General features: G+C 63.5%; 24 protein-coding genes. 8 read left to right on the top strand and 16 right to left on the bottom strand.

Features of this window, described 5'->3' with window-relative positions:
- Positions 1-115 precede the first annotated feature (115 nt).
- Positions 116-742, top strand: a complete 627-nt coding sequence (locus SJI00_RS16210; protein WP_322462724.1) for a hypothetical protein — start codon at positions 116-118, stop codon at positions 740-742.
- A gap of 25 nt (positions 743-767) precedes the next feature.
- On the opposite strand, the gene SJI00_RS16205 is transcribed toward SJI00_RS16210, so the two are convergent.
- The 6 genes from SJI00_RS16205 to SJI00_RS16180 form a co-directional block, all read right to left on the bottom strand.
- Positions 768-1,394 carry an RES family NAD+ phosphorylase gene (locus SJI00_RS16205; protein ID WP_322462723.1) on the bottom strand — a complete coding sequence of 209 codons (627 nt, stop codon included), beginning with the start codon at positions 1,392-1,394 and terminating at the stop codon, positions 768-770.
- A 454-nt stretch (positions 1,395-1,848) separates the two neighbouring features.
- A complete protein-coding gene (locus SJI00_RS16200; RefSeq protein ID WP_322462722.1) occupies positions 1,849-4,251 on the bottom strand; it encodes a DUF3772 domain-containing protein in 2,403 nt (800 codons plus the stop codon).
- Between the two features lie 440 nt (positions 4,252-4,691).
- A complete protein-coding gene (gene rhlE1, locus SJI00_RS16195) occupies positions 4,692-6,014 on the bottom strand; it encodes an RNA helicase RhlE1 (protein WP_322462721.1) in 1,323 nt (440 codons plus the stop codon).
- Between the two features lie 54 nt (positions 6,015-6,068).
- Positions 6,069-7,004 carry a drug/metabolite exporter YedA gene (yedA, locus tag SJI00_RS16190; RefSeq protein ID WP_322462720.1) on the bottom strand — a complete coding sequence of 312 codons (936 nt, stop codon included), beginning with the start codon at positions 7,002-7,004 and terminating at the stop codon, positions 6,069-6,071.
- A 112-nt stretch (positions 7,005-7,116) separates the two neighbouring features.
- Positions 7,117-7,596: a LabA-like NYN domain-containing protein gene (locus tag SJI00_RS16185; RefSeq protein WP_312936159.1), complete on the bottom strand. Its 480-nt coding sequence runs from the start codon at positions 7,594-7,596 to the stop codon at positions 7,117-7,119.
- A gap of 158 nt (positions 7,597-7,754) precedes the next feature.
- On the bottom strand, positions 7,755-8,495 hold the full coding sequence (locus tag SJI00_RS16180) for a DUF2076 domain-containing protein (RefSeq protein WP_322462719.1): 741 nt from the start codon (positions 8,493-8,495) through the stop codon (positions 7,755-7,757).
- Between the two features lie 156 nt (positions 8,496-8,651).
- Between SJI00_RS16180 and SJI00_RS16175 the strand changes: the two genes are divergently transcribed.
- The gene (locus tag SJI00_RS16175) at positions 8,652-9,308 is read left to right on the top strand and encodes a hypothetical protein (protein ID WP_322462718.1); all 657 of its coding nucleotides are present in this window, start codon (positions 8,652-8,654) and stop codon (positions 9,306-9,308) included.
- 288 nt (positions 9,309-9,596) lie between these two features.
- On the opposite strand, the gene SJI00_RS16170 is transcribed toward SJI00_RS16175, so the two are convergent.
- Entirely contained in the window at positions 9,597-9,950 is a 354-nt protein-coding gene (locus SJI00_RS16170) for an MmcQ/YjbR family DNA-binding protein (RefSeq protein WP_322462717.1), read from the bottom strand.
- Positions 9,951-10,129: 179 nt separating this feature from the next.
- Positions 10,130-12,649, bottom strand: a complete 2,520-nt coding sequence (gene hrpB / locus SJI00_RS16165) for an ATP-dependent helicase HrpB (RefSeq protein WP_322462716.1) — start codon at positions 12,647-12,649, stop codon at positions 10,130-10,132.
- A gap of 103 nt (positions 12,650-12,752) precedes the next feature.
- Between hrpB and SJI00_RS16160 the strand changes: the two genes are divergently transcribed.
- On the top strand, positions 12,753-13,172 hold the full coding sequence (locus SJI00_RS16160) for a polyribonucleotide nucleotidyltransferase (protein WP_322462715.1): 420 nt from the start codon (positions 12,753-12,755) through the stop codon (positions 13,170-13,172).
- Positions 13,173-13,212: 40 nt separating this feature from the next.
- Here the strand turns inward: SJI00_RS16160 and SJI00_RS16155 are convergent, their stop codons facing one another.
- Both SJI00_RS16155 and SJI00_RS16150 read right to left on the bottom strand, forming a co-directional pair.
- Entirely contained in the window at positions 13,213-14,220 is a 1,008-nt protein-coding gene (locus tag SJI00_RS16155) for an AI-2E family transporter (RefSeq protein WP_322462714.1), read from the bottom strand.
- Between the two features lie 251 nt (positions 14,221-14,471).
- Positions 14,472-14,753, bottom strand: a complete 282-nt coding sequence (locus tag SJI00_RS16150) for a PsiF family protein (RefSeq protein ID WP_322462713.1) — start codon at positions 14,751-14,753, stop codon at positions 14,472-14,474.
- Positions 14,754-14,933: 180 nt separating this feature from the next.
- Between SJI00_RS16150 and osmE the strand changes: the two genes are divergently transcribed.
- On the top strand, positions 14,934-15,275 hold the full coding sequence (osmE, locus tag SJI00_RS16145; RefSeq protein ID WP_322462712.1) for an osmotically-inducible lipoprotein OsmE: 342 nt from the start codon (positions 14,934-14,936) through the stop codon (positions 15,273-15,275).
- Positions 15,276-15,323: 48 nt separating this feature from the next.
- Positions 15,324-15,854, top strand: a complete 531-nt coding sequence (locus tag SJI00_RS16140; protein WP_322462711.1) for a ferritin-like domain-containing protein — start codon at positions 15,324-15,326, stop codon at positions 15,852-15,854.
- A 566-nt stretch (positions 15,855-16,420) separates the two neighbouring features.
- On the opposite strand, the gene SJI00_RS16135 is transcribed toward SJI00_RS16140, so the two are convergent.
- The gene (locus SJI00_RS16135; protein ID WP_322462710.1) at positions 16,421-18,484 is read right to left on the bottom strand and encodes an AsmA family protein; all 2,064 of its coding nucleotides are present in this window, start codon (positions 18,482-18,484) and stop codon (positions 16,421-16,423) included.
- 337 nt (positions 18,485-18,821) lie between these two features.
- On the opposite strand from SJI00_RS16135, the gene SJI00_RS16130 reads away from it, so the two are divergent.
- The 3 genes from SJI00_RS16130 (at position 18,822) to SJI00_RS16120 (ending at position 21,325) form a co-directional block, all read left to right on the top strand.
- Positions 18,822-19,322 carry a phage infection protein gene (locus SJI00_RS16130; protein WP_322462709.1) on the top strand — a complete coding sequence of 167 codons (501 nt, stop codon included), beginning with the start codon at positions 18,822-18,824 and terminating at the stop codon, positions 19,320-19,322.
- A 184-nt stretch (positions 19,323-19,506) separates the two neighbouring features.
- Positions 19,507-20,139, top strand: coding sequence for a TetR family transcriptional regulator (locus SJI00_RS16125; RefSeq protein ID WP_322462708.1), 633 nt, complete (start codon positions 19,507-19,509; stop codon positions 20,137-20,139).
- Positions 20,140-20,215: 76 nt separating this feature from the next.
- Entirely contained in the window at positions 20,216-21,325 is a 1,110-nt protein-coding gene (locus tag SJI00_RS16120) for an AGE family epimerase/isomerase (protein ID WP_322462707.1), read from the top strand.
- 243 nt (positions 21,326-21,568) lie between these two features.
- Here the strand turns inward: SJI00_RS16120 and SJI00_RS16115 are convergent, their stop codons facing one another.
- From SJI00_RS16115 to SJI00_RS16095, 5 genes are all read right to left on the bottom strand, one after another.
- The gene (locus tag SJI00_RS16115; protein ID WP_322462706.1) at positions 21,569-22,336 is read right to left on the bottom strand and encodes an SDR family oxidoreductase; all 768 of its coding nucleotides are present in this window, start codon (positions 22,334-22,336) and stop codon (positions 21,569-21,571) included.
- A 563-nt stretch (positions 22,337-22,899) separates the two neighbouring features.
- Positions 22,900-23,616 (bottom strand): ABC transporter ATP-binding protein, encoded by a 717-nt coding sequence (locus SJI00_RS16110; protein ID WP_322462705.1) that lies wholly within the window; start codon positions 23,614-23,616, stop codon positions 22,900-22,902.
- The gene (locus tag SJI00_RS16105) at positions 23,613-24,488 is read right to left on the bottom strand and encodes an ATP-binding cassette domain-containing protein (RefSeq protein ID WP_322462704.1); all 876 of its coding nucleotides are present in this window, start codon (positions 24,486-24,488) and stop codon (positions 23,613-23,615) included. The genes SJI00_RS16110 and SJI00_RS16105 overlap by 4 nt, the downstream gene beginning before the upstream one ends.
- Complete coding sequence (gene livM, locus SJI00_RS16100; protein WP_322462703.1) at positions 24,485-25,774, bottom strand: high-affinity branched-chain amino acid ABC transporter permease LivM; 1,290 nt, start codon at positions 25,772-25,774, stop codon at positions 24,485-24,487. The genes SJI00_RS16105 and livM overlap by 4 nt, the downstream gene beginning before the upstream one ends.
- Before the next feature lie 2 nt (positions 25,775-25,776).
- A complete protein-coding gene (locus SJI00_RS16095) occupies positions 25,777-26,691 on the bottom strand; it encodes an ABC transporter permease subunit (RefSeq protein WP_312935969.1) in 915 nt (304 codons plus the stop codon).
- Positions 26,692-26,731: the final 40 nt, after the last annotated feature.

Below are 26,731 nucleotides of genomic sequence, written 5' to 3'. Positions count from 1 at the left end.
CATGCAGGACCAGCGCCTGGCTCCCAAACCCACAGGCTTACAGGTTTACAAATTTACAACTTGACCAGGCGCTTTATCCACGAGTAGCTTAGCTCCATTGACCCGGAGAACTAAGATGCTGCACGCCCCCTCAGTCGGACCCCATGCTCAAAACCGAAATAGGGAAGCAATCGAGGCCGAATTGCGTCAGCGTTTCGAGAGGCATCTCGCTCACGCCTCAGATGAAGCCCTGCTTCAGGTTGTCCAACTCCAGGATGCCAAAGCGTTCGCTGCACTGACCAAACCCGAACGGGCTGAGACGCGCAGCGCTGATGTAAGAAGTCAAGCGGCCAAAGCAAGAATGCTGGGCAAGGCATTTGACCGAGTGATGGAGCGGTGCGAATTGCTGGAAGCCAGCGAAGTGGTGGAGATTCTAGGAATTTCCAAGCAGGCATTGAGCCAAAAAACCAAGGCCGGCCAAATTCTGGCGTACTCCAATCAGAGGCGGAAATATTATCCAGCCTTTCAGCTCAGGGGTAATAAAATAAGGCCTGAGTTCTACAGGCTGCTCAAGGATCTGGGGGTTGACCCGGCCGATCCGTCAGCGATCAATTTTATGATCCAGCACTTGATCAGTAATATGGACTTCTCTGAGCCAGGCGAGCCGAGCAATGTCATGCCACGCTTCAAACTTATTCAGGACGAGGCCGCTTTTCAGATCATCAAACGTGATTATCTATACGCTTTTGAAATGGGTCAGTAGAATAAATCACCTGCTCAATCCTGTCTCAGACCAGGATGACACCCAAGCTTTCAAGTAGCTCTTCAGTGGTTTCACCCTGCGATAACACTGCACCCGCCACAGGTCTGTAGTCGAGGGCCTTTACCTGCACGGCTCTATGCCCAAACAACATAAGGTTGCAAGCAAGCATGGAACCACTGACGGAGTAAACAGCAGAGGGGTAAAGCAGCCCATCAATGTTATTCAGGCGGTGCATGCACAGGTAGCTAAGTGCTCGCGTCAACTGATAGCCGCGCGCGCCCTGCCCTTTTGCTTGTACAAGATCTCTGAGCTTGTGATGAGTGACGCGATTAGCAAGGACGCCAATGTCCACGGCTCGCAAAGGACGTAACGTTTCGTAGCGATAAAGAGAGCTTGCCATCAAACGCACCTCGGGCACGGCTTGTGTATCAACGCCTTGCCCCGATTGAAATGACTCCGCAATGGCTACCTCCTCGCTAAACCCCAGGTAAAAAACACCAATTTTTTGCTCGGGATCAGCATATCTTGTGTAGGAATCAGTTTTATAGTTAATAGGGTGCGCGTCATATTTCGATGGCTGCGTGCGATAGAAATACGTAGCGTTTGGAACTATTCGGATCAAGTTTTTATACTTGGCCAGATTTTCGAGCACGTGTTATGACTCGAGGCTATACCTTTCAAATTCATTCATGAGAACACGACTCACCTGATAAAACGAATCCAGACAACCATCCGGACCTGCTCGCCTCTATATTTCGCCTGCAAAACAACCAGATCAGACAAATATAAAGACATCGAGCATTACCGCACAACCACCGAATAAAATTAATTATCAAGACACACTTTATGAGTAATTATTCGGAATCTACTGACAGAGCAAGCCCTTATATGACGGCTGACAAACATCGAGTGACATGCAGAAACAAATTGAATAACAACGCTCTGTGCATTCAAACGAAGCATGTTCATTGACACACATGTCAAACCGCTTTCACTACCAGGACGCCTACGCAGATTTGAGCGAATGTAACGCGAGCAGAAGCCAATAGCGGCCAGATGGTCAGGGACGTATCGCACATCTGCGTGCCATCCGCCCCCTTCCAGCCTTACACCGAAGCAGTCCCCTCCGGCGCATTGTCCTTGAGCAACACCATGCTCTGCGGCGAAGACAACGCAATGCCCTCCTCGCGCAGCGCCGCCAGGATGTTGAACAGCAGATCACTGCGCGCCCCACCCACCTGCCGCGGCCCGGCCACATAACCGCTGACCGCGATCACCATGCCGCTGGCCGTGATGTCCTTGAACGTCACCGACGGCGCCGGCGCATCGAGGATGCCTTCGTGGTGCTGGTAGGCCGCCAGGAGTATCTCGCGCACGCGGCTGGCGTCGGTGTCCAACGGTAGCGTGAGGCTGATGCCGACCACGCCCAGAGCATTGGCCATGGTCACGTTGCGCACGTTCTGCGAGATGAACTGCGAGTTCGGCACGATCACCGTGGAGCGGTCGGACATCTGGATCTCGGTGGCGCGCACGTTGATCCGGCGAATGTCGCCTTCGACGCCGGCCAGGCTCACCCAGTCGCCGACTTTCACTGGGCGCTCGGTGAGCAGGATCAGGCCGGAAATGAAGTTCTGCACGATCTGTTGCAAGCCGAAACCGATCCCCACCGACAGCGCGCTGACCACCCAGGTCAGGCTGGTGAGGTTGATGTGCAGGGTCGACATCACCACCGAGGCCAGGAACAGGAAGCCGAGGTAGCCGACCAGGGTCACCAGGGACGCACGCATGCCAGCGTCCATGTCGGTGTCCGGCAGCAGGCGTTCGCCCAGCCAGCGCTTGAGCACGCGGATGGCGAACAGGCCGACGAAGAAGATCAGTACCGCGAGGAAGATGTCTTGCGGCACCAGGTTGAGGTTGCCGAGCACCTTGCCGCCGCTGCCATCCCAGTCGCCCAGGCTCATCAGCAGTTCGCCCGGGCTGGTGCCCGAGGGCATGAAGGCGAACATTACGGCAACCAGCAGCATCAGCGTGCGCCCGACGCCGCCCAGGATGGTGCTGGCCTGGGCCTGGTGCCGCTGCTGCAGGCCCAGGGCCGAGGCCAGCGCCAAGCCACCGGGTTGACGCGGCGAGAGCAGGGTTTCGCAGAGGTCGCCAAACACCGTGACCATCAGGTAGGCGCAGGTGGCGACCACGCTGATCCACAGCAGCTTGGCCGTGAGGAAATAGGCCAGTGTCAGGAAGCCGGTGAGCAGCGCACCGAGGATGACCGCCGCCCACACCAGGACCACGAACGGAATCAGCCCGGCCAGCCCCGTGGGGCGCGGCAGGCCGTGTTGACGGCGGGTCCGCCGGTAGCTGAGCAGCGCGGCGATGAACAGGATTGCCACCACCAGCGCGGTCAGGCCGTTGGTGGCGAGCGTCAATGCCAGGCTGGTGCCGATCACGCTGTTGATGCGCTCGACGGTCAGCAGCAGCATCAGCGACAGGGCCAGTACCTGCGGGAACCAGCCCAGGGCGCTGGCGACTTCATCGGGGATCGGCGGCAGGCGCCAGGACGGGCGCTGCAACATCAGCATGGCCCGGCCCAGGCCAGAGATGAAGGCGCTGAACACCACCAGGGTGAGGATGTGATTGGTGACGCTGGCCAGGTCGCTGCTGAGCTCGGCGCTGTTTTCCAGGCCCCAGCGCACCAGCGATACCGCGCCGCCGATGGTGCACAAGGTGGCCAGGCTGACGCCCAGGGCCAACGCGCTACGGCGCAGGCGCCCCTCGGGCAGCCAACGCACCATCAGGCGTGCCAGCAACCGCTCCAGCACGCCACGCCCGAGGGTCCAGACCAGGATCGCAGCGAGCAGGCTGGAGAGGAAGAACCAGCGGTGCTCGGCGCTGAACGCGCTGGCCACGGCATCGGCAGCGTCGCTGCGCAGGCCGCTCAGGCGCGCCACGTCTTCATCGGTCGGGCGGATCAGGCTCGACCAGAACGCTGGGCTCAATGGGCTGGCGGCGCGGCTGCTGATCTGTGAATTGAACAGGCTGCGGCGCAGGTTGACGATCTGTGTCGAGAGGTCACGCGCCGATTGGGACAGGTCAGTGGCCTGCTTCTGTTCGGCGTTCAGCGACTTCTGCTGGGCCGTGAGCTGACGGCGCTGCTGGGTCAGGCTGTCGGGCTCGTCGGCCTGGGCCGGACCCACCACGTTGAGCTGGTCGGCCACGCGCTGCAGCTCGGTGGCGCGCTGGGCGCCGAGGTCGGCGGCCTGGCGCTGCACCTGCAAGGCGGCTTGGCGCAGTTGGGAAAGCAGATCGTCGTTGGCGTTGGTGGTCACCGCCTGACGGACCTGATCGAGGCGCGTATTGAGCTGGTCCAGGCTGGCGTCTTCGGCCAGCGTCTGCTGTTCGGCAGAGGCCAGGCTGGGCGCCGTAGTGGCCGGCGCAGACCAGGCAGGGGTCGCGACCCACAGCAGCAGGGCCAACAAACCCACACAGAAATGGTCAAGGCGGGTGCGCCTCATCGTGTTTTCCTCTTTACATCTCGATTGAAAGGGGAATTCTAGGCGGGGCGGTGCTGGCTGGGAATGAAAAAGCGTTCATTACGGTGAGGATGAGTGGGGACAGCGTCTGGATTACCGCTCAACGGCGGTGGATCCACCCCAAGGAGCCGCTACTGCCGCGATGGCCAGCGAAGCCGGCCCGATTCAGGCGTAGCGCCATAACAGGGGATCGCGGTGGCAGGACTGGGTCGGCTTCGCCGCCCATCGCGGCGATAGCCGCTCCCACAGGGATCTGGGTAAGAGCGAGGGCGACGAAGCCGTCCTGGCACACGCGACACGTACTGCCAGGCACTACACGATGGCAGCCATTAGGGCTGCGGCGCAGCCCATCGCGACTGACCGGAGCGCCGGACCGGTCGCTCCGACAGAGCTCTTACAGGGCGCCTACAGGACCGTGTGGCTCACGGCTTCTTGCGCTTGCCGCCATTGAAACTCGGCACCTTGCGCACCGGCTTCACCGAAGGCGGCTCACTCCCGGCACTGTCCATCCACTTGCCCAACCCACGCTTGGCCGTGCTTTCCTTGGGTTTCTTCGGCTTCTTGGGTTTCTTGATCACCTGCCCGCTGGCATCGGTCTGCGGCACGCGGTGGTCGGGGATGAAGTCCGGCTCGTCGTGGCGCGGCAGGGTTTGGCGGGTGAGGGTTTCGATGGCCGCGAGCAACTGCACTTCGTCCGCGCACACCAGCGAAATCGCCTCACCGGTGTTGCCGGCCCGACCGGTGCGGCCGATACGGTGCACGTAATCTTCAGCGACGATCGGCAGATCGAGGTTGACCACCAGCGGCAGGTCATCGATGTCGATCCCGCGCGCAGCCACATCGGTGGCCACCAGAATCTGGATGTCGCGCTGCTTGAAGCTGTCCAACGCACGCTGGCGGGTGGCCTGCGGGCGGTCGCCATGGATGCCATCGACCTTGAGGCCCTCGCCCTGCAGACGCTCGACCAGTTGATCGACACCATTGCGGGTCTTGGCGAACACCAGCACCTGGCCCCAGCGCTGCTTGCGCAGCAGGTGGCAGAACAGGTCGGCCTTGCGCTTTTTGTCGACCGTCACCAGCCACTGCTTGACGCTGCTGGCGGCGGCATTGCGCGGGCTGACTTCGATGCTCAGCGGGTCTTGCAGGGCCAGGCCTGCGAGCAGGCGGATCTGCTCGGAGAACGTGGCGGAGAACAGCAGCGTCTGGCGCTTGCGCGGCAGCGCGGCGTACACCGCTTGCAGTTCTTCGGCAAAGCCGAGGTCGAGCATGCGGTCGGCTTCATCGAGCACCAGGGTCTGTACCTGGTTGAACTTGACTGCCTTCTGCCGGAACAGGTCGAGCAAGCGACCCGGGGTGGCGACCAGCAGGTCGACGCCACGGCGCAGGCGCATCATCTGCGGGTTGATGCTGACCCCGCCGTACGCCGCGTAGGTGCTGATCGGCAGGTGCTCGGCGTAGGCCTGCAGGTTGGCATGAACCTGCTCGGCCAGCTCGCGAGTGGGCACCAGGACCAGGGCGCGAATCGAATTGCTCGCGACCTTCTCGCCTTCCATCGTCAAACGTTGCAGCAGTGGCAGGCCGAAGCCTGCGGTCTTGCCGGTGCCGGTCTGGGCGGCGGCCATCAGGTCGCGGCCGGCCAGCACGGCGGGAATGGCCTGGGCCTGGACCGGCGTCGGCGTGGTGTAGTCCAGTTCCTGCAAGACGCGCAGCAGGGGTTCGATCAGGCCGAGGGAGGCGAAAGTCATGGCAATACCGTCAGGGGTTCAGCGAAGGCGGCGAGTTTACCGCAACGCCCTGCCCTACTTGCACATTTTGCCGGGCAGCGGCGCATCCGCCTGAGGCGCGGCTGGCGGCGGCGCCTTGCGCCACTGCGGCAGGCCGATCAGCACCACTGCGCTGATGATCACTGCCATGGCCAGGCGTTCCTCGGCGCCGATCTGCTCGCCCGCAAAGACGATGCCCAGCAACACGGCCACCGCCGGGTTGACGTAGGCATAGCTGGTGGCCGCCGCTGGACGCACGTGCTTGAGCAGGTACATATAGGCACTGAAGGCGAGGATCGAGCCGAACAGCACCAGATACGCCAGCGCGCCCCAGCCAGCGGCGCTGGGCATCTGCGTCAGGCGCTCGCCGCTGATCGCGCTGCCGATCAGCAGGATGGCGCCACCGAGCAGCATCTCGCAGGCTGCAGCCATCGCACCCTGAGGCAACGGCAGGTGTTTGCTCCATACCGAACCAAAGGCCCAGGCCGCTGCGGCAAACAGGATCAGCAGCGCGCCCAGGGGGCTGGCCTGCAGGTTGGAGCCCAAGTTGAGCAAGCCGATGCCGGCCAGCCCAAGGAGAATCCCTGCCCACTCCAGGCGTGAGTTGCGATGGCCGAACCACAGCCCGAACAACAAGGTGAACAGCGGCACCGTTGCAATCGCCAACGCTGCGACGCCAGAGGCTACCCCTGCATGTTCAGCCAGGGTCACGCCGCCGTTACCGCAACTGAGCAGCAAAAAACCGATGGCCCCCGCCGCTCGCCACTGGGGCCAGGTGGGGTTGGCCACCCCGCGCCAGCGCAAGAAGCCATACAGCAACGCGCCAGCCATCACGAAGCGCACCCCCGCCATGAGCATGGGCGGCCAGGATTCGACGCCAATGCGGATCATCAGGTAGGTGGAGCCCCAGACGAAATACAGGGCCAGGAAGGCGCCGATCAACAGCAGCGGGAAACGACGAGAGGCAGGCATGGCAGGGGCTCGAAATCCATTCAAAGAGCCCTGATTCTAAGACTGGCCGTCTGAAAACCTTAGTTACAATCTGCGACGAAATGACCCACACACTTTGCGCAAACCGCCGCGTTCAGTGGCGCAGCAGCAACCGCCCCTCGATCGGCTGAAAGCGCGTCGCCGCGCGGATCAGTGACATGGCCGTGGTGCCAGGCACGCCATACACCACCGCCTCGACACCATGGCGCTGGATCACTCGCTCCAGCAACAGGTCGAAATCACCGTCGCCCGAAGCCAGCACCACCTGGTCGACGCGGCTGGCGGCCTCGACCACATCCAGGGTGATGCCCACGTCCCAGTCGCCCTTGGCCGAGCCATCGCTGCGCTGGATATAGGGTTTCAGACGCACCTCGAAACCGAGGTTGCGCAGAATCTGCTGGAACTGCTGCTGTTTGGCATCGCCGCGGTCGATGGCGTAGGCCACCGCTTCGACGATCTCGCCCTCGCGGCTGACATCCGCCCACAGCGCGGCGTAGTTGAAGTGGCAGCCGTGGACCTGGCGCACGGTGTAATAGAGGTTCTGTACATCCGCGAACAGCGCGATCTTCTTCACCTGGACTTCCTCGGTGGCGGGGCCTGAGCAACGGGTAACTGCGTGACGGTCGGGGCCGAGCGTTCCAGCCCTCCTGCGAACGCCAGCCCAAGCGTGCCTTCACTCAAGCCAATCGGGCGCCAGGCGCCCGGAAACGGCCACCGAGTATGCCAGACCGGTCAGATGAACGTGTCGTCGTCCGCGAAGCCGCCGCCATCATCGCTGCCATAGTCGGCGTCGGAAAAGCCGCCGTGGCCCTGGTCATCACCGCCGTTGTCGGCCACGTGCCGCTGATCGGCCGAATCCTGCCAGCCGCCAGTGTCACTGGCCGGCGCGGGTTGCTCCTCGATCACATTGACCACTTCCTGCGGCTGCGAGCCATGGCCGAACAGGCTGCTGATGCCTTGCGCCAGCAGCACGCCACCCGCCACGCCGGCGGCGGTCTGCATGGCACCGCCCAGGAAGCTGTTGGCCCCGCCACGGACCGGGGCCGCAGCGCCAGCCGGTGCGCCATTGCCAGAGACGGGCGCCGCGGCGCTGCCCGGCCCTTGATCACGCCAGCCACCGCCAGAGGGTGCCGGGGTGCTGGGCCGCGGTGGTGCGGCGGGGGTCGAGGATCGAGCGCTGCCGCCGAACAGGCTGGACAAAAAGCCGCCGCTGCCCTGGTCGCTGGACTGACTGGGCTGGGCGCGCGCCTGTTGCAGCTCGGCCTGCAGCTGTTTGTTCTGTTCATCCAGGCGTTTGAGCGCGGCTTCCTGCACCAGAATCGCCTGGGCCATGTAGTAGGCGGCGGCCGGTTGCTGGCGCAGGTGTTCTTCGATACGCGCAGCGGCCTGGGCGTCACGTGGCTGGCCAGCGTCTTCGGCTTGGCGCAGGCGGCTGAACAGGCTGTCGATCAGGTGTTGCTCTTCGGTATTCATAGGGGCTACCTCACACAGGTGAGCGGGACATCGGACAGGCTCAAGATGGGGCGGCTGGCGCGCGGCTTCAATCGCCTGGCCGATGAAACTTTCTTCAGCCCGGGCCCGCCGTGGGCTAAAGTGGCGCCTTGCTTTTTGACCCTGCGATAGTGACCGATGACTCCCTATAGCGTTCTGCGCGACTCCCTGCGTTTCTTCCGCCTGCACCTCGCAGGCATCGCCCAGCTGTGCTTGCCTCTGCTGGTGCTCGAAGCCCTCTGCTCACAATTGCTGCTGCAGCAACTGGGTGAAAATGCCAACCCCGGCTATGCGCTGCTCATCAGCCTGCTGTTCTACCCGTTGTATACCGCAGCGCTGATTCTCTACCTCGACACCCGCACCCACGGCAAGGACATCCCCAAGCGCGACCTGTTCGCCCGCGCCTTGCAGCTGTGGCCGCAGATGACCCTGCTGATCCTCATCAGCTCGCTGCTGACCATGGCCGGCTTGGCGCTGTTCATCTTCCCGGGCGTGTGGATCATGATCAACCTGGTGTTCGCCGAGTTCTTCCTGGTGCTGCGCGGGCGCCCGGTGGTGCAGGCCATGCGCGACAGCGCGAGCATGACCACCGGCCATTTCATGGCGATTCTGGTGTGCCTGCTGTCGGTGGTGGCGCCACTGTGGCTGATCGACGGCCTGTTGTTGATGGCCTTCCCCGATCCGCAGCCAGGTGTGTCACTGCTGATCGACAGCGTCGGTGGCTTCCTGCAATTGTTGAGCACGGTGGTGATGTATCGCTTCTTCATGCTGCGTGAGGCGCAGTTGGCGGGGTGATGGCGCCGGTTGCGCGGCATGATCGACCGGTGCGCGGCGCAAGCCCGGTCGATCCGTCCAGAGGCAGCTTGGTTTGCCCTGAACTGCGGTCCACGCACTCAGCTGTCAAGGCGACCGTCTTGATCGCCTGCTGATCACTGAAGCCGACCACCTGGGTAACGCCGTCGACTCTGGCAGACCGCCCTGCAGCTCATCGATTCGAAGGGCACGCGGCTGGGTCGAACCGCTTGCTCACACGAAAACCGCGCGTTGTTCGCCGCAGCGCGGCCCGCCGGGCTGGACGATCTGTTACTGCGTCAGTCGATGGCTGTCTTCAATCAGTGAATGGATTTCTTCGGCGCCCAGTGGGCCGTTCAGAAGTACGGTGATCCAGTGTTCCTTGTTCATGTGGTAGGCCGGATAGATGCCCGGTTTTTTCCGTAACGACCCCACTAACGCTGGCTCGACTTTCACGTCCAGAACATCGACTCGGCCATCTCGATCGATACCGATTTTCTCGGCAGGAATGTCCATGAGCAACGCATACCACTTGTCATTATCCGAATGCCTGAACACCGCGTAGTCAGGGAATTTCTCCCAGGGGTGATCAGGTTTCGTCTGGTATTTCTTCTGCATGTGATCAATCAGCTGCTGGCGGTTCATGCAACGCTCCTGAATCGTCGGGAATGTGAAAGGCCTGCCTTGTCTGTTCAGTCAGACCCGTTGAACCGCACTTGATTTACTTTCATGACCCTCGGCGGGGGTATTGTCGAGGCGCGTCGACTGCCATCGCTTGCGAACGCAAATCCATGACGCCGTCCCCGGCCATCCACACGCCCTCGTCAGGATTTTCTGGGTTTCACCCTGGCCGTCGCCTCTGCCACCAACGGATCATCCGGCCAATAATGCTTCGGATAGCGCCCCTTCAGATCCTTCTTCACCTCGGCATAGGTGGTGCGCCAGAAGTTCGCCAGGTCTTGGGTGACCTGCACCGGACGCCGCGCTGGCGACAGCAGGTGCAGTTTCAGCACCTGCCTGCCGTTGGCGATACGCGGGGTGTCGGCCAGGCCGAACAGCTCCTGCAAACGCACGGCCAGCACCGGTGGTTGTTCGCTGTAATCGATGCGCACGTTGGAGCCTGAGGGCACTTGCAGCGTTTGCGGCGCCTGGGCCTCCAACTGCTGCGGCAAGGGCCAGGGCAGCAGGTTGCGCAGGATCGATGGCAGGTCGAGCTGGCTGAAATGGCTAAGCCGGCTGACCCGCTCCAGGTACGGTGCCAACCAGTGCTCAAGGCTGTTGCGCAGGGCCGTATCGCTGAGGTCGGGCCAGGTCTGCGCGCCGTCCTGCTCCAGGCTGCGCAGCAGCGCCACGCGGGCCTGCCACTGGCGCAGCTCGGGGGTCCAGGGCAGCAACTCCAGGCCCTTGCGGCGCACGTAATTGACCAGCGCCTGCACACGCGTAGCAGTGTCGAGGTTGCTCAGCGGGGCGCTCGAGAGCACCAGCTCGCCCACCTTGCGCTGGCGCTCGGCGCGCAGCACGCCTTCGCGCTCATTCCAGTCCAGCTCGTCCACCTCGTTGACCTGCTCGCGTAGCACCTCGTCGAACATCTGCGGATCGAAATCTGCGGCGAGGTAGATACGCTCTTCACGCTGGCCCTGGCGGCTGCCGAGGTCGGCGATCACCAGCCAAGGGTGCTTCATCAGCGCATCCGGGCTGGCGAACAGCGCTGCGCGGCCATTGGCCAAGCGATACTCGCCGCCGCCTGCGCGGCGCTGCTGGGCGATGCGATCGGGGTAGGCAAAAGCCAGCAGTGCGCCGACCCAACGGGGGTGCTGCGGGTCAGCCACCGGCATGCCAGGCGTGCCGCGCAAATGGCTGCGGTACTGGCGGGCCAGTTGCCGGGCACGTTGTACCCCGCCTTGTTCACCGCGCTGCGCCCGCTGTTCGCTGCCGAGCAGGGCCAGGCGGCTGTGGATATCAGCGCCGTCGGCGCCACGCTGAATATCGCGCTCGCCGAGCAGCGCGGCGAGGTCACAGGCCAACGGGCCCAGGCCCAAGGCGTGGCCGCGCAGCAGCAGGTGGGCGATGCGCGGATGGGCGGGCAGTTGCGCCATGTCTTGGCCGTGGCGGGTCAGCGCGCCGTCTGCATTGAAGGCGCCAAGGCGGCTCAGCAGGTCGCGGGCCTGGGCGAAGGCTGCGCCCGGCGGTGCATCGAGCCAGCGCAACTCGCTGGGCTGCACGCCCCAGCGCGCCAGTTGCAGGGCCAGGCCGGAAAGATCGGCGTGTTGGATTTCCGGCGCGGCGTAGGCCGCCAACAGGTCATGCTGCGCTTCGGACCACAGCCGGTAGCACACCCCCGGCGCCAACCGCCCGGCCCGCCCGGCACGCTGGGTGGCGCTGGCCTTGGCGATGCGTTGGGTCGCCAGGCGGGTCATGCCGCTGCGCGGGTCGAACACCGGCACCCGCTCAAGGCCCGCATCAATGACCACGCGCACACCTTCGATGGTGACGCTGGTCTCGGCGATGTTGGTTGCCAGCACCACCTTGCGCACACCCGCAGGCGCAGGCTCGATGGCCGCGCGCTGGGCGTTCAAGTCCAGCTCGCCGTGCAGCGGGCACAGCAGGATGTCCGCACGCGCTCCCAGCGCCTCGGCCAAGCCTTGCTGCACGCGGCGAATCTCGGCCTGGCCGGGCAGAAACACCAGCAGGCCTCCGGGTTGTTCGGCCAACGCCTGCAAGCAGGTGGCAACGGTACGCTGGTCAATGAACTCGCCAGTCTGGAACGGTGCGCCCCACACCGTTTGCACGGGGAACATACGCCCTTCGCTGGACACCACCGGGGCGTCGTCGAGCAACCGCGACAGGCGTTCACCTTCCAGGGTGGCCGACATCAACAGCACTTTCAGCGGCAGGTCGTCGCGCAGCATCTCGCGGCCATTGAGCGTCAGCGCCAGGGCCAGGTCGGCATCGAGGTTACGCAGGTGAAACTCGTCGAAGATCACCAGGCCCACGCCGTCCAGCGACGGGTCGTCCTGCAGACGGCGGGCGAGGATGCCTTCGGTGACCACTTCGATGCGCGTGGCCGGGCCGACCTTGCTCTCCAGGCGAATGCGATAGCCGACCGTCTCGCCGACGCGCTCGCCCAATTCACTGGCCAGCCGTTCGGCGGCGGCGCGAGCCGCCAACCGGCGCGGCTCGAGCATCAGGATGCTCTGCCCGGCGAGCCACGGCTCCTGGAGCAGCGCCAACGGCACACGGGTCGTCTTGCCGGCCCCGGGCGGCGCTTCGAGTACCGCCTCATGGCGGCTGGAAAGGGCTGTGCGCAGCGCCGGCAGTGCGGCATCGATGGGGAGTGAAATCATGGTGGTCCTCAGGCGGGCCAGCGAGTATAACGGCGAACCCAGCGCAGGGCTGATTGCGTCCAGCCGCTGGCTAGGTCTTGTACTGCTCATTAGGAGATTGTCTATGCGTATCCCCTCTCGCCTCATCGGTGGCGCGCTCGTCGCAGCCCTGCTGACCCAGCTGACCGCCTGCGGCACGCTGTTCTACCCCGACCGCCGCGGGCAGATCGACGGCAAGATCGATCCGGGCATCCTCGCGCTGGATATCGTCGGCCTGGTGTTCTACGTGATTCCTGGCTTGATCGCCCTGGGTGTCGACTTCGCGACGGGCGCGATCTACTACAGCGAGGGTGAGATGGCTCAGGTGGCTCCCGAAAAGCTGCGCCCGGCCCTCAATGCCGATGACACCGTCGACCGCGTCAAGCTGCAGGCGATCCTGGAAAGCGAGCTGGGCCAGCGCCTGCCGCTGAACGATCCGCGCCTGATCGAGCACCGTGGCAGTGTCGAGCAACTGGCCGCCTATGGCATCGTGCCGGCGGCCTGAAGCGTCTCCATGCCTCTGCAGGCGCGCCGCAGCTTGGCGCTCAGACCAGCTCGATGCGCCGCAGCTCGCTTTTCAAGTACGCGTAGTAGATCGGCCCCGCCACCACGCCCGGCAGGCCGAACGCCGCTTCGCACACCAGCATCGCCAGCAGCAATTCCCACGACTTGGCGCGAATCTGCCCACCGACGATGCGCGCGTTGAGGAAGTACTCAACCTTGTGGATCACGATCAGGTAGCCCAACGCCGCCAGCGCCACCCAGATCGACAGCGACAGCCCGACGATGGTGATCAGGGTGTTGGAGATCAGGTTGCCAATCACCGGCAGCAGGCCCAGCAGGAAGGTCAGCACGATCAGCGTCTTGGTCAGCGGCAGGTGCACGCCAAACAGCGGCAGCACCACGGCCAGGAAGATGCCGGTGAAGGCGGTGTTGAGCAGCGAGATCTTGATCTGCGCAAAAACGATGTTGCGAAACGCCTGCACCAGCAGGCTCAGGCGTTCGAACAGCGCAGCGGCCAGGGGCTTGCGCCGGGAGATGTCCGGCAGGCGCTGCAAGGCCACGATAGCACCGAGGATCATGCCGATCAGCAGGGTCACGAACATGTGCGCCATGCCTTTGCCGACCAGTTGCAGCTCGCTGAAATGCCCCTTGAGCCAATCGCCGATGGCCACCTTGAACTCGGCCGCGCTGGCCGGCAGGTAACGATCGATGAATGGCGGCAGCTGGCCACGTGCGCGGTCGACCAACGCCATGAACTTGTCCAGCGAGGCGCCGGGGTTTTCCGCTTCGTGCAGCAGGAAGCTGAACGCGCCAGCAATCAGCAGCGACAAGGTGCACACCACCAGCGTGCCCAGCAACGCGACCGCCAGCCAGCGTGCGCGCTGCCCGGCAATCAAGGGCTGCAAGCGCGGGGTCAGCATATTGACCAGCTCGAACACCAACAGGCCCGCGAGCAGGCTGGGTAGGAGTTTCAACGGGAGCGCCAGTAACAACCCGGCAGCGACAATGATCCAACTGGCAATGGTGATCTGGCGGGGGGTGAAGGTCATACAGCCTCTACGGCAGACATCAGAAAAGATCCGCAGTCTGCCAGCCTTCGTCCTACAAACATAGTGATCAGGCGCAGTACGGAATGTGCCTGCGCCGCGCTGTGCCGGGGCATACGGGTCGGTGACAGCGCTCGGGGTGACGTCGGACTGTATTGATGGCGCTGCGCGCGACGGTGGGAAATACCGCCGCCTGCGCCCGCCCGCCCGGCCCTGTGCCCGTCACCTGGCCGGGTGCAGCGCTCGTGCGACGGTTATTTTTTCTTCAGGCAACTGCTCATGTAGGCCTTGCGCTCATCACCCTTGAGCGCCTTGCCGCTGGCGTCGGCATTGCAGGTTTTCATCTTGTCCTGCTGGGTGGCGGGCTTGGCTTTCAGGCACTGGCTCATGAACGTTTTGCGCGCGTCGCCTTTGAGTGACTGGCCAGTGGCATCTGCATTACATGACTTCATCTTTTCCTGTTGCGCGGTGGCGGCAACGCCAGGGGCGCTGATGAGCAGGCCAAGCACCAGCGCTGGCACGGTGAGCATTTTCATGGTGGATCTCCTGGGCGCCGCGCCCGCTGCGCGGTGTGCGAATGAGTGTAGACAAGATTTGCAACACCTTACCCAGTTGCACGCTATCGAACCGGCTTGACCAGATCGCCAGCATTCGGATCGAACTCCCAAAGCGCCGTGCGGTTCAAAGCAACACAACCTCAGCACGGAGCGGGACCCATGTACAAACAGACCTTGGCACTTCTCCTGGTGGGCGCGTCTCTGGCCGCCTGCAGCAGCCACCCGGAAAACCCGGTTGACCATGTCACCTTCCGCCACGAGCCGCTGGTCAGGCAGGTCGAAGACGGCATGACCATGCAGAAGGTCATCGCCATTGGGGGTAGCCCGTCGAACGTGGTGGACCTGCCAAACGGCGGCACCTGCAACGATTACATCCTCAATCGAGACGGTAATCAGCAGCCCTATTACGTGCGTTTTGACGCCACCGGGCATGTCGATGCCAAAGGCTTCAAGACCTGCAAACAACGCGAGGAAGAACGTCGCGCCACCCCAGGTGCGTAATGCTTCCCACAAGACCCAAGCCTAATCCTGATCTGTTCGGAGAAAACCATGAGCCACGCTGAATTGACCGATGTCCAAACCCTGCGTGCACGCGCCCGCCAGAACGTCGAAGACGGCCCGGTGACCCAGGACTACACCTCTGACCGCGAACAAATCATCGAGCTGCTGAACCACTCGCTGGCCACCGAGCTGGTGTGCGTACTGCGCTACAAGCGCCATTACTTCATGGCCAGCGGCATCAAGGGTGCCAATGCAGCCGAGGAGTTCCTGGAGCATGCCCAGCAGGAAAGCGAGCACGCTGACAAGCTGGCCGAGCGCATCGTCCAACTGGGCGGCGAGCCGGACTTCAACCCGGACAACCTGAGCAAGAACTCGCACGCTCAGTACGTGGCCGGTAACAGCCTGAAAGAAATGGTCCTGGAAGACCTGGTCGCCGAGCGGATTGCCGTCGAGAGCTACCGCGAAATCATCAAGTTCATCGGTGACAAGGACCCCACCACCCGTCGCATCTTCGAAGACATCCTGGCCCAGGAAGAAGAGCACGCCGACGACATGGCGGACCTGCTGCAAGGGCTGTAAGCCTGCGTTGATCCACGCGCTGGATGAAAAAAGGGCCGCTGATGCGGCCCTTTTTGTTGCTCGGTGCGCAGCGGTCTTCAACGTGACGACTGCGTCGCCTATCGCGGCTGATCGCAACGCCAGGGCGGCCGTGTGGGCAGGTCCCGTATCAAGTTTCAGTCAGGCCGGCATAGCCGGCCCAATGGCTGCAGTCATGCATTGTCGTAGCCGCCCCAATGGCTGCAGCTGTGCGTTACCTGTCTTGTGGGAGCGACTTCAGTCGCGATGGCCGGCGTAGCCGGCCCAATGGCTGCCTGTCGATACGCGTGGCTTGGGCCAGGCCGGCTGCGCCGGCCATCGCGACCAAGGTCGCTGCTACAGGGGTCGCTTGTTCCTGCAGTACAAGCGCTTTCTAACCACGGCGGCCTTGTAGGAGCGACCTTGGTCGCGATCGGCTGCGAAGCAGCACTGACCGTACCCAACTCAGCCCAACTCCCCAGCACTACGCTGTTGCAGCCGTTATGGCGACCCTCTCAAGGTACACCGTTAGCCGCCAAGCGCACCGGACTGGCCACACGCTCGATGACTCACTTCTTGCCCTTCACCGCCGCCGGGGCCTTGCCGGCTTTCATCTGTTGCAGCAACGGGGTGCACTGATTGTTGTCGCTGTCGCCAGGGGCGATCAGCGCCAGCAGGCCGGCAGCCGGGCCCACGGCCACACCGAGCGCAACCATGCCAGCACCACGCAGTGCCAGTGGCAGCGCTTGCACGCCTGCCTGGGGCTTGGCGAACGGGCCACGCACATACAGCGGCGAGCGCAATGAGAACAGACGGAAGCCTTTGGATTCCGGGGTGATCTTCAGATCCAGGCGTTCGGTCGCAAAATTGGCCGTGCCGTCGATGTAGATGATGGCGTTCTCGGTATCGAAGACGAACACCCGCGTGCTGCCCAGGCCGTCCTTGATGCCGACATCCGCGGCCGCGCAGTTGATCTTCACGTCCTCATCGCCGAACAGCTTGTCGACGATGTAGTTGCCGACGTTGAGCCCGGCGATCTCCATGAGGCTGCGGCTGATCGCGCCATCGTTGATCAACATGCGCAGGTCGCCGTTGGCGCTGCCGAGCAAGGCCGATACCGAATTTCCCCGGCCCTTGAGATCGGCATCACCGTTGAGTTCGCCGAAGCTGGTCTGCATCGGGGCGAAGGTCGGGAACAGCTGTTTGAGCTTGAAACCACGCGCCGTCATTTTCACCTGGCCCTGCATTGGCGTGTCACGGCCATTCAGGCGAATGTCGGCCTTGAGGTTGCCACCGGCCACGCCAAAACGCAGCGGAGTCAGTTGCAGTACTCCATCGTCGAGCACCAGGTGCGCAGCAAGGTCGGTAAACGGCAGCTCTTCGGTCTGCACGATGCGCTTGCCGGCGAACGCGACATCCGCGTCCATGGCGCGCCAGCGCTCGGTGCGGAACTCTTCGACCGGCAGTACCTTGTCACCGGGCTGCTTGCTGGCGCCGCCGCGGGCCTTCTGCTCGGCATTGGAATCGGCACCGATCAGCGGCGCGAGGTCTTTGAACAGCAACTGGTTCGAAACCAGCTTGCCCGAGAGCTTGGGCCGTGGCGTGCTGGCCACGTAGGCCAGGTCACCGTGGATGTCGCTGTCGCCGATCTTGCCGTTGAAGCCTTGGTATTTGAAGGTCGCGCCATTGGCATCGTGCAGGTTGGCGAGCAGGTGGCCGTCAGTGGAATACGGCGGGGTGTCGGGCAAGGTAACGCCGGTCAGCGGATAGAGGTTGCCCAGGCTTTTGCCCGACAGGCGCAGGCGCAGGTCCAGCGCACCGAGGTTGCGCGGGTCGGTCAGGGTGCCTGCCACCCGTGCGCGGGTATCACCCGCGCGGGCGTCCACCTGCAGCGGGAACGGCTGGCTGGCGTCCTGCAGTGCCAGCAGGCCACCGATCTTGCCGGTGGCCGCCACCGTCTGGCCCTGGTAGCGGCCATCGGCCTTGAAGCCGAAGGCGTAGTCCTGGGTACCGCTGGCTTTCTCGGCGCTGGCCTTGCCGACGATCTCACTGAAGGGAATCGGCTTGCCCAGCGGATCGATCTTCACCTTTACCCGGGTCTTCAAGGTCTCATCGTCGAAACTGACATTGCCTTCGTCGAAACCGATGGCGCCGATGTCGAGGGTCCACTTCGAGGGCTCGGCCTTTTCATCCTTGGGCCCGAAATCGAAATTCCAGTTGGCCCGGCCATCGGCCAGACGGGTGAGGCTGGCGACCGGCTTGACCAGATCGATGCGCGGAATGCTGATGGTCTGGGCAATCAGCGGTAGCGGCGCGAGGCGAAAATCGACCCGCTCGAGGCCGACCATCTGCGGCTCTTTGAGCCAATCGGGGTTGCCCAGGGTGATGTCTTCAGCGGTGAAGTGCGGCCAGGGCACCCAGGCACGCCAACCGCCCTCCTCCGGCGCCGTGCGCCAGTGCACGGCGAGATTGCCATTGATCGCGAAGGGCCGGTGCAGGGCCTCGGAGACTTTCTCGTTGAGCAGCGGTTTGGCGCGGTTCCAGTCGAACGTGGCGATGACAATCACCAGGATCGCCAGCAGGGTCAAGAGGGTAGCGAGGGTCCAGACGAGGACTCGGATGGGGCGCGTCATTGCGGGTGTCTCCTGACGTCATGCCATTTCAGCAGGCGGAAAAGGACTGATTGATAGTGGGACTGATGAAAACCGCCTGGGTTTAATCCCTTCCCCAAGCTTAGTGGAGAAATTCACTGCACCCGGAGGTTATGCCGGGGTTAAGGATTTCCAGACGCCACCCAAGACAACCCCCATTTGGCGCTGAATCGCTGACAACTCATTGATAGGTAACGATTTTTAAGCACTATGAAAGCGACTGATGTTCATCATCACGCCGATGAAATGGTCTCTTTTCCAAGCGCGCGTAGCATGGCCGACATACCCACTGATCAGCGCCCCCAAGGAGCGCCCCGCCATGAAACGTTCACTGATTTTCAGCCTGCTGTTAGCCGCCCTCGCCGCTCAAGCGCAGGCGTTGCCCGCACAGGATCAGCGCCCGACTGCCCAGGCGCATGCCAGCGATGCGGTCATTCTCAAGCCGATCCAGCCAGTCGCCGAAGGGGGCTCCGACCGCTTGATCGAACGCAGCAACCGTGTCGCCGAAGGTGGCTCCGACCGCCTGATCGAACGCAACAACCGCGTTGCCGAAGGCGGCTCCGACCGCCTGATCGAACGCAGCAACCGCGTTGCCGAAGGCGGCTCCGACCGCTTGATCGAACGCAACAACCGCGTTGCCGAAGGCGGCTCCGACCGCCTGATCGAACGCAACAACCGCGTTGCCGAGGGCGGCTCCGACCGTTTGATCGAACGCAGCAACCGCGTTGCCGAAGGTGGCTCCGACCGCTTGATCGAACGCAACAACCGCCTCGCCGAAGGTGGCTCCGACCGCCTGATCGCAGCCGGCCATGTGAGCTGAACCGCTTGGCACCCCCGATCGTCCACCGCGCAACCTGCCACCTGAGCCCCGGCCCTTGCTGCACTAAGCGTGCGAAGGGCCCCTGCCGCCCCACCCCAACCCACACGCAACCACCTCTGGCGGATTGACCCGCCTTCCTGCTTTTCACTAGAGTGCGCTGCCGTACCTTCCAAGAAGCCTGCCCATGTCGCCGCGCGCCGAACAGAAGCTCCAGACCCGCCAGGCATTGCTCCATGCAGCCTGCGAGCTGATGCAGAGTGGCCGCGGGTTCGGCAGCATCAGCCTGCGCGAAGTCGCCCGCAGCGCCGGCATCGTGCCCACTGGCTTCTACCGTCACTTCCCCGACATGGACGCCCTCGGCCTGGCCTTGGTCGCTGAGGTCGAAGCGACCTTCCGGGACACCATTCGCCGGGTGCGGCACAACGAGCTAGAGCTGGGCGGCATCACCGACGCCTCGGTGCGCATCTTTCTCGACGTGGTAGCGGCGCACCGCACCCAGTTTCTGTTTCTGGCCCGCGAGCAGTACGGCGGCTCCCACGCCGTGCGTCAGGCCATCGCTCGGCTGCGCAATGGCATCAGCTCGGACCTGGCCACCGACCTGGCGCGCATGCCGCGTTGGCAGCACATAAACGCCGGTGCGCTGTCGATGATGGCCGACCTGGTGGTCAAGACCGTGTTCGCCACCCTTCCGGAGCTGATCGACAGCCCTGACCCAGACTGCCCGCAACCCTTCACCGCCCAGGAAAAGATCGCCCAGCAGTTGCGCCTGATCTTCATCGGTGGGCGCCACTGGCACGGCTCCAGCCACTCCAGCTGACCGTATGGGCCAGGTGCTGGGGGGTGCGGGCACATCTGCTACCATTGCGCCCTGCCTGATCGTGACGAGCCTCGCCATGCCCAATACCCCCTCTCGCCCCTGCGCGCTGACCCAGCGCCTGGCCCAGGTGCGCCAACACTTCGCCGACTGCATCGTGCCGCTGTGGCAGGGCCCGGGCTGGAATGCCGAAATGGCCTTGCCCTTCGAGTCGCTGGCGGCCGATCACCAGCCTGAGCCGGTCAAGCGGTACCGCGCGATGGCATGCGCGCGGCAGCTCTACCTGTTCAGCAGCCGTATCGAGCAACCCGGCGCGGCCTTGCGGGCAGCGGCGTTGTTCGACTCGTTGCAGCGGCACTTCCACGACGCCGAGCACGGCGGCTGGTTCTACAGTGTCGATGCCCAGGGCCAGCCGCTGGACCGACGCAAGGACCTCTACACCCATGCCTTCATCGTGTTTGCCTGTGCCCACTACTGGGGCCAGGTACGCGAGCCACAGGTGGCGGCGGTGCTGGACTCGGCGCTGAGCCTGATCGCAGAGCGCTTTGGTCGTGACGACGGGCTGTATGAGGCAAGCCTTGGCCAAGACTGGAGCTCGCTTGGCAGTGGCCCGCTGCAGAACCCACTGATGCACCTGGCCGAAGCCTTTCTGCAGGTGCTGAGCGTGCGTGCAGACGCCCCGGTGCAAGCGGCGCTGCTGACCCTGTGCGCGGCGTTGCACGCCCAGTTCATCGACCCGCAGCATGGCGTGATGCTGGAAAAGCCCTTGGGCACTGTGGACAACTGGTTCGAACCGGGCCATCAGTTCGAATGGTTCTTCCTGCTCGACACCTCACCGCTGCTGAGCGAGACCCCGCTTCACCACGCCATTGATCGAGCCTTCGCACATGCCGAGCGATACGGCATACAGGGCACCGCCGTGGTAGCGATGCTCGACACCGAAGGCCGCACGCTCGACGCCACCCAACGCATCTGGGCCAAGGCCGAGTACATCCGCGCCCTGGTGTTGCGCCCTGAGCACGACGCGCGCCTGCTCGCGCAACTGACCGCACTGCAAGCGCAGTTCCTGCACCCCGGCGGCTGGCACGAATGCCGCGACGCCCAGGGTGCGGTGAGCCGCCACGACATGCCGTCTACCACGCCCTATCACCTGGCTACGGCGCTGCAAGGTTTGCAGCACCTGCGCTAGCGCCGGCTGCCGAGCGCGATGGCTGAGCTGACAGCGCTCAGCCACCCGATCCTGGGCGGCTGCCAGGCTCAGGACCCCGGCAGCCAGACGGCGCCCTCACCCGCCTGGTGCTGGATCAATACCTGGACGATGAGCCAGACGCCATACAAGCCCAGCCGCCCCTCGTTAGCCGCGCGCCCGCCAAGGCCCGGGGCGCGCCAGTGACGTGCAGCTTGCACTCGGCGCAGAACGCCCGCGCCGCTGTCAGGCCTTGGCGGTACGATTGATCGAGAACCCTGCCCAGTCCTGGCTCACCGGCATCAGCTCCAGCGAATTGATGTTGACGTGGGCCGGCTGGTTGAGCACCCAGAAGATGGTCTCGGCGATGTCTTGCGGCTGAATGGGCTCGGCGCCGGCATAGGTGGCGTCGTAACGCGACTGGTCGCCGCCAAACCGCACCAGCGAGAACTCGCTTTCGCACAAGCCCGGTTCGATATTCGTCACCCGTACTCCGGTGCCGCGCAGGTCGCAGCGCAGGCTCAGCGAGAACTGCCCGACGAAGGCTTTGGTGCCGCCATACACGTGGCTACCCGGATAGGGGTAATTGCCCGCTACAGACCCCACGTTGAGGATCGACGCCCCGCGGCCATGGCCGATCAGCCGGGGCAGCAACAGGCGCGTGGTGTACATCAGGCCCTTGATGTTGGTATCGACCATGGTGTCCCAGTCGTCCAGGTCGCAATGCTGCGCGGCATCAGCACCCAAGGCCAGACCTGCGTTGTTGACCAGGCCCTGCAAGGTGTCGAAGCTTGGCGGCAGGCTGGCGATGGCGGCCTCCATGGCCTGCCGGTCGCGCACATCCACCACCAGACCTACCACTTCGGTGCTTGTGGACAACTCGTTGCACAAGGCGTCCAGGCGATCCTGGCGGCGGCCCGTGAGCACCAGCTTCCAGCCGGCCTGGGCAAAGCGCCGAGCCGTGGCTTCGCCGAAGCCGGAGGTGGCACCGGTGATGAATACTGTGGCTGTCATGGGGAAGCTCCTGGGCACTGGAAAAGTAAGGGCTTGGAAGGATGCCCGGTCGACCCACTGCGCAGCAAGCCATGGCCGGTTGGACGAAAAACGACCAGAGCTCTGCAGGCCTTGATCCATAAGGCCTGGCGCCAGGTATGCGCACCTTATCCACAAGGCTACCCCCACGGATTGGGGGCAACTAGGGCGTCGATCACCGCAATGCGAGCGGGGCACGCATCCCATCCACCGCCTCAGGCGTTCAACACTGGCGCCTGTAGCCTTCTGTGCAGAGTTTTTGCACAGTTTTATCCACAGGCTGAAGGTGCATTCACAGCCTGAGCATGGCCACTGTATCCAGCCGTTCAGAGCAGTGTTGCAGGCCAACTGATCAAAAAATAGGCAGAACGCTACAGCCCCTTAAAGACGTGGCCTACAGCAACATGCCACCATGTTTTCCACAGGCGGTTCAACACAAACGGTGGACAGCTCAAGCGCTGTGCACAACCGCCCCCACAGCACGTGATTCGCGTACCGTGAGGGCGGGGTGCGACATGTTGTCCACATTTGCCAGGGGCGGCTGATCAGTGCCCGCCCAGATAAGCGTTGCGCACATCTTCGTTGGCCAACAGTTCAGCGCCGGTGCCGGTCATGCGAATCTGCCCATTGACCATCACATAGGCGCGATCTGACAGCTTCAGCGCGTGGTTGGCGTTCTGCTCCACCAGAAAGATGGTCATGCCGGTCTTGGCCAGCTCGCGCAAGGTGGCGAAGATCTGTTTGACCACAATCGGCGCCAGGCCAAGCGACGGCTCATCGAGCAGCAACAAGCGCGGCCGGCTCATCAAGGCGCGGGCGATGGCCAGCATCTGCTGCTCCCCCCCGGACATGGTCATGGCGCGCTGGGAACGGCGCTCCTTGAGGCGCGGGAACAGGTCATACATGCGCTGCATGTCCTCATCGGCGTGCTTGTCGCCGATGGGGATGGTGCCCATCATCAGGTTCTCTTCCACCGTCATGTCGGGAAACACCCGGCGCCCTTCGGGGGACTGGGCGATGCCGTTGGAGGCGATGTAGTGCGAGCTCTTGCGGGTGATGTCGGTGCCCTGATAGATGATCTGCCCGGAAGCCGCCCGCGGCTGGCCGAAAATCGACATCAACAGGGTCGACTTGCCCGCCCCGTTGGCGCCGATCAGGCTCACCGTCTCGCCTTCGGCGATGTGCATCGACACCCCCCTGAGCGCCTGGATCGGGCCGTAGAACACGTTCAGGTCGCGCAGTTCGAGAATGGGTGCGGTCATACGATTTCCTCTTCGTCGGCACCCAGATAGGCGGCGATCACCGTCGGGTTGTCACGGATGGCCTGCGGTGTGCCTTCGGCAATCACGTTGCCGTGGTCGAGCACCACGATGTGGTCGGAGATGCTCATGACCATGCCCATGTCGTGTTCGATCAGTACCACGGTGATGTCGTGCTGGTCGCGCAGCACACGAATCATGCGGCTCAGCGCTTCGGTTTCCTGGGGGTTGAGGCCGGCAGCGGGTTCGTCCAGGCAGATGATCTTCGGCCGGGTGCACATGGCCCGGGCGATCTCCAGACGCCGCTGCTGGCCGTAGGACAATTCGCCGGCCAGGCGGTTGGCGCAGTCCACCAGGTCGACCACCTCCAGCCAGTAGAACGCATGGTCCAGCGCGTCGCTCTCGGCCTTGCGGTAACCCGGGGTGTTGAGCACGCCGGCCAGCAGGTTGCGGTTGACCCACATGTGCTGGGCCACCAGCAGGTTTTCCACCACCGACATTTCCCGGAACAGACGGATGTTCTGGAAGGTACGCGCCAGGCCTGCGCGGTTCACCAGGTGGGTGCCGCCGAACATCTTGTAGTACACCCGGCTGCCGAAGCGCGCAGGGGAAACGAAGTCGGCCGCCTGGAAGCGCTCGCCGAGCAGCTGGATCACGTCGGTGCGGGCGCCGCGCACATTCAGCTCGATGCGCCCACCGGTGGCTTTGTAGAAACCGGTCAGGCAGTTGAACACCGTGGTCTTGCCCGCACCGTTAGGCCCGATCAGGGCGAAGATCTGGTTGCGCTTGACCTGCAGGTTGACGTCGCTGAGGGCCTTGATGCCGCCAAACTGCATCATCAGGTGCTCGACCGACAGAATGACTTCATCGTTCATGGCGCCACCCCCTTGCGTACCGGCACGCCCGTGCGGCTGATCCGAATCAGCCCACGCGGTCGCCAGATCATCATCAACACCATCAGCACGCCAAACAGCAGCACCCGGTACTCGGAGAAGCTGCGCAGCAGTTCAGGCGCCACCGTCAGCACAAAGGCTGCGATCACCACCCCCACGGTCGAGCCCATGCCGCCCAGCACGACGATGGCGAGGATCAGCGCCGACTCGAAGAAGGTGAACGACGACGGGTTGACGAAGCCCTGATACGTGGCGAAGAACACCCCGGCCAGGCCGGCCGTGGAGGCCCCCAGGGTGAAGGCCGAGAGCTTGACCAGCACGTGGTTCAGGCCCATGGAGCGGCAGGCGATTTCGTCTTCACGCAGCGCTTCCCAGGCCCGACCCACCGGCATGCGGGTCAGCCGATGCTTGATGTACAGCACCGCCAGCACCACCAGGAACAGCACGATGTAGATGAACAGGAATTTCACGTTGGGGTTGTAGTCGATGCCGAAGAACTCGTGAAACGGCACGCCACCGTCTTTGGCGCGCCGGCCGAACTCAAGGCCGAGGAAGGTCGGCGAAGGCGCCGGCATACCGTTCGGGCCACCGGTGAACGACAACCAGTTGTTCAGCACCAGGCGAATGATCTCGCCAAAGCCCAGGGTGACGATCGCCAGGTAGTCGCCATGCATCCGCAGCACCGGGAAGCCCAGGATGCACCCCGCCAGCGCCGCGGCGATGGCCGCCAGTGGCAGCACGCTCCAGAAACCCAACCCCAGGTATTGATAGCCCAGCGCCAGGCCGTAGGCGCCGATGGCGTAGAACGCCACATACCCCAGGTCGAGCAGGCCCGCCAGGCCGACCACGATGTTCAGGCCGAGCCCGAGCAGCACGTAGATCAGGCCGAGGATCACCACGGTCAGCAGGTACTTGTTGGCAAAGATCGGGAACACGATGGCGATCACCACCAGCGCCGGGATGATGTAACGCAGCCGCGACTTGTAGTCCACGGGGCGCACATGCACACCCGAGCTGTTGCCCTCGAAGCCTTGCAACAGGCGTTTGCCGGGCGCGGTCTGCAGGTACAGGCTGAGCAGGAAACGCCCGATCATCACCGCGCCGACCAGCCAGGCCACGCGGGCCGGTTGGGCGTTGAAGCTGTAACCGTCAAGCACCACGCCGACCACGGGGCCGAACACGATCAGCGCCAGCAGGCCGGCGACCACGGTTTCGATGAGGCTGCGTTTGATATCGATCGATGAAGAAGCAGTAGAGGCAGAGGACATGTTCACACCTTGGCCACGAGCGGGCGACCCAGCAGGCCCTGGGGTCGGAAGATGAGGATCAGGACCAGCAGCGAGAAGCTGAACACGTCCTTGTAGTCGGAGTTGATCAGCCCGGCGAACAACGACTCCGAGACCCCGAGAATGATCCCGCCAAGCATCGCGCCCGGCAGCGAGCCGATACCGCCCAGTACCGCTGCGGTGAATGCCTTGATGCCGATGATGAAGCCTGCATAGAAGTCGAACGTGCCGTAGTTCAAGGTGATGAGCACACCCGCCAGCGCCGCCATCACTGCACCGATCACGAACACATAGGAGATGACCCGGTCGGTGTTGATGCCCAGAATCGAGGCCATCTTGCGGTCTTGCTGAGTGGCCCGGCACATGCGCCCCAGTTTGGTGTACTTGATCACGTAGGTGAGCAAGGCCATGCCGGCGAACGCCGCGACGAGGATGAAGATCTTGGTGTAGGTCAGCTGCACGAAGCCACTGCCGACGTCCAGGCGCACAGCGCCTTCAAGCAGGGTCGGCACGCCTTGCTGGCGGGCACCCTGACTGATCTGGGCATAGTTCTGCAGGATCAGCGAGATACCGATGGCGCTGATCAGCGGGGCCAGGCGGGTGGAGTTGCGAAGGGGGCGGTAGGCGATGCGTTCAATGGTGAAACCGTACACACCGGTAACGACGATGGTGAACAACAGGGTGCCCAACATCAGCAGTGGAAACGACTCGATACCGAAATACGCCAGCAATGCCAGACTGATTGCCGCGAGGTACGCGGAAATCATATACACCTCGCCGTGCGCGAAGTTGATCATGCCGATGATGCCATAGACCATTGTGTAGCCGATGGCGATCAAGCCATAGACCGACCCGAGGGTTAGCCCATTGACCAGTTGCTGCAGGAAAATACCATCCATAAACGCAATCTCGCGTAGGTGAGATCGCACGCGCACTGAT

The organism is Pseudomonas gebzensis, from assembly GCF_034427815.1.
Classification (GTDB): domain Bacteria; phylum Pseudomonadota; class Gammaproteobacteria; order Pseudomonadales; family Pseudomonadaceae; genus Aquipseudomonas.
This window is presented reverse-complemented; position numbering and strand designations above follow the sequence as displayed.